Origin of the sequence: Corallococcus sp. AB045 (genome assembly GCF_003668895.1) — a bacterium.
Taxonomy (GTDB): Bacteria; Myxococcota; Myxococcia; order Myxococcales; family Myxococcaceae; genus Corallococcus; species Corallococcus coralloides.
Genome location: NZ_RAWN01000046.1, coordinates 46887 through 54348, shown reverse-complemented (window position 1 = coordinate 54348; position 7462 = coordinate 46887). Strand labels below are relative to the sequence as shown.

General features: G+C 69.5%; 5 protein-coding genes and 1 pseudogene. 4 read left to right on the top strand and 2 right to left on the bottom strand.

What is annotated here, in order from left to right:
* Positions 1–116: 116 nt before the first annotated feature.
* Both D7Y21_RS13885 and D7Y21_RS13880 read left to right on the top strand, forming a co-directional pair.
* A pseudogene (locus tag D7Y21_RS13885) lies at positions 117–902 on the top strand (AHH domain-containing protein); the annotation flags it as partial.
* A gap of 1 nt (position 903) precedes the next feature.
* Entirely contained in the window at positions 904–1491 is a 588-nt protein-coding gene (locus D7Y21_RS13880; protein ID WP_199724541.1) for an imm11 family protein, read from the top strand.
* Positions 1492–1504: 13 nt separating this feature from the next.
* Here the strand turns inward: D7Y21_RS13880 and D7Y21_RS13875 are convergent, their stop codons facing one another.
* On the bottom strand, positions 1505–2215 hold the full coding sequence (locus tag D7Y21_RS13875; RefSeq protein WP_121713681.1) for a class I SAM-dependent methyltransferase: 711 nt from the start codon (positions 2213–2215) through the stop codon (positions 1505–1507).
* A gap of 78 nt (positions 2216–2293) precedes the next feature.
* Complete coding sequence (locus D7Y21_RS13870; RefSeq protein WP_121713679.1) at positions 2294–3604, bottom strand: DUF2185 domain-containing protein; 1311 nt, start codon at positions 3602–3604, stop codon at positions 2294–2296.
* 221 nt (positions 3605–3825) lie between these two features.
* Between D7Y21_RS13870 and D7Y21_RS13865 the strand changes: the two genes are divergently transcribed.
* Together D7Y21_RS13865 and D7Y21_RS43445 are read left to right on the top strand one after the other, a co-directional pair.
* Positions 3826–4356, top strand: a complete 531-nt coding sequence (locus D7Y21_RS13865; RefSeq protein WP_233612095.1) for an RNA polymerase sigma factor — start codon at positions 3826–3828, stop codon at positions 4354–4356.
* Entirely contained in the window at positions 4353–7361 is a 3009-nt protein-coding gene (locus D7Y21_RS43445) for a CHAT domain-containing protein (RefSeq protein WP_121713675.1), read from the top strand. The genes D7Y21_RS13865 and D7Y21_RS43445 overlap by 4 nt, the downstream gene beginning before the upstream one ends.
* Positions 7362–7462: the final 101 nt, after the last annotated feature.

Genomic DNA, 7462 nt, shown 5'->3' with positions numbered 1-7462 from the left:
ACCGAGGTACCGCAGGTGCTGCAGCAGCGGAAGCGTCCGGCCCACGAATGGATGGAGCGGGTGGGTGATGATCACCGAATCCTGCGACGACGGCTGCTTGGATGGGGTGCGCTGAGATGGGTTTCCCCGAACCCGTCACGAAGGTCATCGCGGTGGCACTGACCGCGGCGATGGTGGCCTACCTGGGGGTGGTGCCGGTCTGGGAGATGGGCCGGGGCTTCGTGCGGCTGTGGGACGATGCAGAGAGGGCAACGAGCATCATCGAGTTGCAGGACATCGGACACCGCTTCGGGCGTGTATTGGGGGCGAACGGCACACGCGTCCTGGTTCTGCTCGTTACGGCAGCCCTTGGCGGCAAGAGCGCGATGGCGGCCCAGGGGCCCAGGCTCCCGGGCTTCCCCCAGGCCGCGATTCGGGCGCAGGCTGAGTCAGGATTCCAGCTTGCGGAAGCTTTGAGCGGCGGGGTGGGCTCAATCTCGTTGCCGGCTGCCGGTGTGCTCAACGTGACGCTGGCTCCAGGAGCTGCGGCTGCACTGGCGATGTACTCGGACGGGCGGTTTCCGGGTGACGAGACGGGACCTGTTCATCACATCTGCTCGAACAAGAACCCCATCTCCGATGCTACCGGCGGTCCTTGGACGCCTCGGTGCGAGAAGGTTTTCAAGAAGGCTGGGATGACGCTCGAAGATGTCGCGAACAAGGTGCGGCTCAACGGACACAAGGGGCCGCATCCAGAGCGCTACCACAAAGAGGTGATGGACCGCTTGGAGCGAGCTGTCGAGCGATGCCGAACGACGGAAACCTGCCGGGACAGCTTGATGAAGGAGCTTGCGAGGATCGCGAACGAGCTTCTGACACAGGGCTCCGACTTGCGGAGTCTCCTTGTGAAGGCGGAGGGATGAGGTGGAGCGCTATTTCTATTGGGTGAGGCTGGGTGATGTGCCGCAATGGCTCATCGAGACACCGACACGGGGTTCAGGTGAGGCCTTTGACGAGCCCTGGATGTTCGCTGATGGCCGTGTCCTTGATGAACCGGGGGGGATGAAGGCCCTCATTGCAACCCCAGGCAAGAGGCGGGCGTTCGTATTCTCCGTGATCGAACGGGCCCCCATTGTCAGCCATGCCATCGCGAACGTTTTCCGGGCACTGGCCCCCGATGACGTTCAGCTCTTTCCGGTGATGGTGGAGGGAGAGGCCGACCCCTTCTTCGTCGTCAATGCGACCAAGGTGATCGATTGCATCGACGAGGCACGGTGCCGGGAGGTTCACCACGATGACGAGGACGACTCCTCCCCTGAATATGAAGGGGAGTACCGGTGGATCTACGGACTGCGAATCGACCCCTCGAAGACCGAGGGCGCGCATGTCTTTCGGCTGAAGAAGTTCAAGACAGCGTTCATCGTGTCGGAAGACATCAAGAACGCACTCGAGGGGGTCGGGAACCTGGGTGTGTCGTTCGAGCGCGTGACCGGAGCACCTGAGCCCCACTGACGGAGGAGCGCGCTCAGGGCGCGAAGCGCGCCAGGAAGACCTTGTACTGGAGCGAGACGAAGAGCGTCTTCGGCGCCACCAGTCCCGCCTGCGCGAACATCGCGAACAGCGCGGCGTCGGACTCGATGGGCTGCATCTTCGCCATGCCCTGACTCCGGGCCTCCAGCTTCTCCCTCGTCACGCCATACGCCCGCAGCCGCCGGAACTCGACGTTCGTCAGCTCGGGGTCCTGGCCGATGCGGCAGCCCAGCACCAGCGGCGCTCCCGGCTTGAGCCTCCGCGTCACCTCCCGCAGCAATTCGATGCGGGCGTCCTCCCCTTCCACGTGGTGCAGCACGCCCATCAACTGCACGCCGTCGAACGGAGAGCCATGCGGCAACGTCCGCAGCTCGCCTTCATGCAGCTGCGTGCGGGAGAGCAGCCCTTCCTCCTCCAGACGCTTGCGCGCGACCTCCAGCATCGCGCCCGAGGGCTCCACGCCCGTGAAGCGCCAGCCCGGCACGTCGAAGCGTTTATAGGGCAGCAGCTCCGCGCCCGTGCCCAGACCCACGTGGAGCAGTGACGCCGTCTCCTGTCCGTCCAGGTGAGCAGCCAGGGCACTGACGCCCAGCTCGTATGCCGCCTGGTAGCCGGCGAGGCTGACCGCCGCCTGGGCGTCGTAATGGGGCGCGCGGTCGGCTCCAAAGCCATGCACCGGCGCATGTGCGGAATGATCGTGGGTCATGACCGGAAGATGCATCCGCCCCGCGCTGAATGGCAGAGCGGGGATTCAGACGGAATCAGCGGATCTTTCGATGGAGGCCTACTCCTCCGGAACGAACCCTTTCCCCTCGCGCCGGAACACCGCGCCGACCGGCGCGTCCAGGATGGCGTCCAATTCCTTGTACCGGCCCAGCAACGAGCGCAGCGGGACGATGACCGCGTTGTCGCTGTCCTCCATGTACTCCTCGGTCTCCAGGCCCGAGGTGAAGAGCCAGCCGCTGTCCTCCTCCGCCGCGGGCTCCGAGCGCTCCGCGAAGCGGATGGGTTCCCCGTTCTCCGTGATGAGGCGCGTGACGAGCGCCTTGCGCTGACGCAGCCGGATGCCGCGCATCATCCGCTGCCGCTCCTCCGTGCCCAGCTCCACCCGGACACGCACCGTCCGCCCTTCCGCGTCCAGGTGCCGGCTGACCGTGAAGATGCCGTCTCCCCAGCGGTTCCCACACCCCACCACGCGCGCACCGTCCAGCACGAGCGAGGCCGTGTCCTCCTCGCTCTCCCGCAGCCCGGCGTTCAGCTTCTCCAGGTTGCAGTGCGGCCGGTAGTCCACGCCCACCGCGAGCCCTTCCTTCTCGAGGCGCTCCTGCAACGGCGTGGCCTTCTCCCCCACCCGCTCCATGGGCAGGTCCTTCCACCCATACAGCCCGCCGCCCAGGTCGCTCGCGCCCAGCTCCTTCGCGAGCTTCGGCGCGTCCCGGCCGTGAAACACATAGTCCGCCAGCCCGTCCTCCGGCTCCCACATGCGGAACCGTCCCATCGGGCCCAACCCGGTGAACAACAATTGACCGTGGTCCACCATCACCCCGGCCACCTGCTCCGACCGGGTTGCTTCCGCCTTCCCGTCCACGACGAGGTCGATGGACCGCCAACGCCCGCCGAACTCTCCCGGCGGCATGGGGATTCCAATCACTTTCAACCCACGACCCGAGGGCAGGTCACCCACGACCACCGCCCACAGGCCGTTGTACTTCACGACCCCCAATCCCTTTCCAGCCTCCAGCGCCAGCCGCGCCCGCTCCGTGTGCGGAATCCGCGCTGACAGCACCTCCGCTCGCGCGTCGAAGCCCCGCTCCTTCGCGAACCCCGCGAAGTGCGCCGCCGCGTCCGCCGGGTCCTTCCTGTCGAAGAGGAAGCGCGGGTCGAACTCGCGGTCGTAGGCCTGGCCCGCCGCGTCCGCGTCTGGCCCGGTGATGCGCAGGTCGTGCTCCGGCGGCGCCTTCTTCCGGGGCGACGCCGGCTCCGCGTCATGCCGCCAGAAGCGCCCCAGGCCTGGATCCAGGATGAGCAACACCCCCCCCGGCAGGTCGATGTCTCCCAGCTCCACGGGCTTGGGTGTCGTCGCGGTTCGAGCCATGGCTCCGGACCCTACGCCACGCGGTCAAACGCGCCCCGGACAAACATTCCAAATCCTGGACTGTGTGCCCCTACCGGTGCCGACACACACACAGCTGTCTTCCAAATCCAACCAACCCGTAAGGCTTTAACAAGGTTCTAAAGGAATCAGACCTATTACGTTTTCTTTTCAGTACCGGCACTGGGGGCCGCACGATGAGAGAAGAACTCGACAATTCCGACATGGAGTACGCCGATTTCGCGGTCCGTCATCAGCCCATCCTGATGGCGGTCGCGCGAAACATCTGTGGGGGGAATGCCACGGCTTGTGACGACCTGGTCCAGGACGTCCTGCTGCGGACCTTGCTGAAGTGGGACTCCTTGCGCGGCTGGGCGGAGCCGGAGCGCCGCGCGTGGCTGGTGCGGGTGCTGCACAACCGCTTCCTCGACCAGTGCCGCCGGACGCGCACGGAGGCCACCACCGTCATCAACCTGGGCAACGTGCACAAGCTCTTCGAGGAGCCGCAGGCCCCGGACCTGGAGCTGTGGGAGTGCATCACCGAGGCGGAGCTGCAGAAGGCCGTCGCGACGCTGCCCTTCAACCTGCGCCGCACCTTCGAGCTGCACTCGGAGGGGCTGCGCCACGCGGAGATCGGCCGCCTGCTGGGGTCGCCCGTGGGCACGGTGGGCACCTGGCTCTACCACGCGCGGCTGAAGCTGCGTGACCAGCTTCGCGACATGGCCGAGGCCCGTCGGAAGCTGGGGAGCGGATGAACAGCCACTGCGCCCACCTCCCGGCATTCGTGGACGGGGAGCTTCCGCTCGAACACCACGAGGACTTCCGCGCGCACCTGGCCTCCTGCGAGGACTGCGGCCTGCGGTTCCATGACCTGCTCCAGGCGGACATCCTGGGACGGCTGGCGCACGCGAAGGCGCCGCCAACTCCCGAGGCCACGGGGATTCCCCCCACTCCGTGGCCCCTCACCCCATCCCAGCCCGCTGGCGTCAGGGCACCTCCACCGCATCCCCGCCGCTGGCACCCCCACTGGAGTCACGTGGGGGCGTTCGCCCTGGCCCTCGCCGCCGTGGGCACGTGGGCGGCGCGCGTCACGCGAGAGCCTTCCTCGCCGTGGCCCGCGCCTGCATCCACCCGCTCCCTGGAGGCCCGGCTGACCTCCGAGCCCCTGGATACGCACCGCCCCTACGTGCCCATGCGCGGAGGGACTCCCGCGGCGGCCCCGCTGCCGCTGCGGGCGCTGGCCGGGATGGAGGACCGTCAGGACTGGCGAGGCATCGCCTCCGTGTACCTGCTCGCGGGCGACGCGCGGCAGGCCCTGAACTACCTGGGCAACGCGCCCGCGTCCCCGGACGTGGACTCCGACCGCGCGGTGGCGCTGGCGCTGGCCCATGCCGGTGCCTCCGAACAGGCGTCGCTCGACGAGGCCCTGGCCGTGCTGGAGGACGTGCTCCGGAAGCGGCCGGAACATCCGCAGGCCCTGTGGAACCATGCGCTCGTCCTGCGCAACCTGGACCTGCCCCTGCTGGCGGCGGACGCCTTCGACGCCGTGGCGAAGCTGGGCGAGCCCGGCTGGGGTGAGGAGGCGAGGGCCAAGGCACGCGGGCTGCGCGAACAGACGCTGGCCCGGGGCCGCGCCTGGAAGCAGGCCTTCGCGGCGACACAGGACCTGATGGCGGACGCCAACGCACCGCTGCCATTGGAGGATGCCGCGAAGCTGCCGGGCATCGTCCGGCTGGCCTTCTATGACGCGGTCCGCGCGACGCCCTCGAAGGACGCGGCGCTGCGGCTGCTGCCGCTGGCGGACACGCTGGACCGGGCCTACGGCGGCGGCACGGTGCTGCGCGCGACCGTCACCCGCGTGGCCGCTCGGAACTTCCAGAAGCGCGGGCCGCTGGCACGGGACTACGCGCGGTTCGTGCGCGGCAGGACTCCGTTCCCTCCGGCCTTCCTGGAGACGCTGCGGCACTCCGGCGAGGACGACCTGTACGTGGGCGCGCTCGGCTACGAGCTCCAGGCGGGACGGCCCGTGGACGTGGCGGCGTTCGCTCGCGCCGCGGACGGACTGGGTGATCCGTGGTTCCACCTCATCGCCGAACGCGAGCGCGCCAACCAGGAGGTGCGCGACGGCCAGTGGTGGAAGGCGGAGGCGCGCGTGCTGGAGGCGCTGCGCACCTGCGAGGCGGAGCAGCTGGACTACCGCTGCGTCGACCTGCGGGCGTGGCTCACGGACATGTACCTGGGCGAGCTGCACCGGCCCGCCGAGGCCCAGGCGCACGCGCTGGCCGGCTGGCGGCTGGCGAAGCAGCAGGGGGAATGGCAGCAGGAGCGGTTGTTCCTCCAGGAGCTGGCGCAGGTGGCGCGCTTCCACCACGTCGCCTCCACCTCGGGCGCGTACCTCCGGGAGTCGCTGGCGCGCGTGCCGGACGACCCCGCGCAACTGGGCTACGTGCACCGCAACCTGGCCACCCTGGCGTGGATGGACTTCCGAGTGGACGAGGCCCGGCGGCACCTGGAGCGAGCGATGGAGTCCGGCGTGCCGCTGGGGCTGAATGGCGCGGGCGTGCTCGCGGACCTAGCCCGCTTCGGTCCCATGCCCGGTGCGGCGGACGCGCTGTCCCGCGCCCTCTCCGGACTGAGACAGGGCCAGCCGCGCCCCGGCGAGCGCGCGCTGCTGGACGCCCTCCAGGGCGAGTTCGAGCTGGAGCGCGACCCCGCCGCCGGACGCGCCCTGCTGCACGGCGCCCTCACTCAAGCGGAGCACGCGCCCGACGACATGTACGCCCGCCGCGCACGGGCCCGCGCCTCCGCCGCGCTCATCTCCGACGCAGGCCGTACGGGCGCGTCCTTGGAGGCGCTCACCCTCGTGGGCCGCCAGCTCCAGATGACGGAAGTGCCGGAGCGCTGCGTGCTCGCGGTGTCGGTGCAGCACGAGCGCACGCTCACGGTGGCGAGGGGGCCTTCGGGCGCGGTGCTCGGGGACTTCAACCCGACGCGCACGGCGCCGCTCGGACAGGACGCGTCCGGGCTGGTGCCCCCTGCGTTGCAGGAAGCGCTGCGCGGGTGTGACCAGGTGCTGGTGCTGGCACCGCCTCCGGTGAACGGCCTGCCCCGGCTGCTGCCTCCGGACATCGCCTGGAGCTACCGGTCGGGCCACACGACGGTGCGTCCGCCTCCGCTGGTGGACGGCGGCACGCACCTGGTCGTCTCCAACGTGGACACGCCCGCGGCCCTGGGCCTCCCGCGCCTGCCGCCCATGTCTCCTCCCACACGGGAAGACACCCGGCGCGTGATGCTGGAGGGTGCGCGGGCCACGCCCGCGCGCGTGCTGGAGGCGATGTCCACCGCCACCGAGGTGGAGATCCACACGCATGGCGTGTTCAGCCCGGAGCTGTCGGACGCATCGCTCCTCATGCTGGCGCCGGAGCGGGATGGCCGGTACGCGCTCACCGCCAGACAGGTGCGCGCGCACGGACTCCCCAAGGCACCGCTGGTGTTCCTCGCGGCCTGCGGCGCCGCGCGCACCGCGCCCTTCACGCACGAGTCCTTCAGCCTGCCGGTGGCCTTCCTCGACGCCGGAGCGCGCGCGGTGCTGGCCGCCACGGTGGACATCCCGGATTCGGCGGGCCGCTTCTTCAACGACGTGCGCGAGCGCATCCACGCGGGCGCCGCGCCCAGCGTGGCCCTGCGTGACGAGCGGCAGGCGTGGCTCCAGGCCTCCCCTGGAGATCGCTGGGTGCACGACGTGCTCCTGTTCGAATGACGCCCTGTCAGGTCGCTTAAAAGAACCCGACCTGGAACGTCTTCAAGAGGAAGCCGCACGCGGGGGTTGGTGAGGCCGGCCCCCGCGGCGGCCGCGTCAGG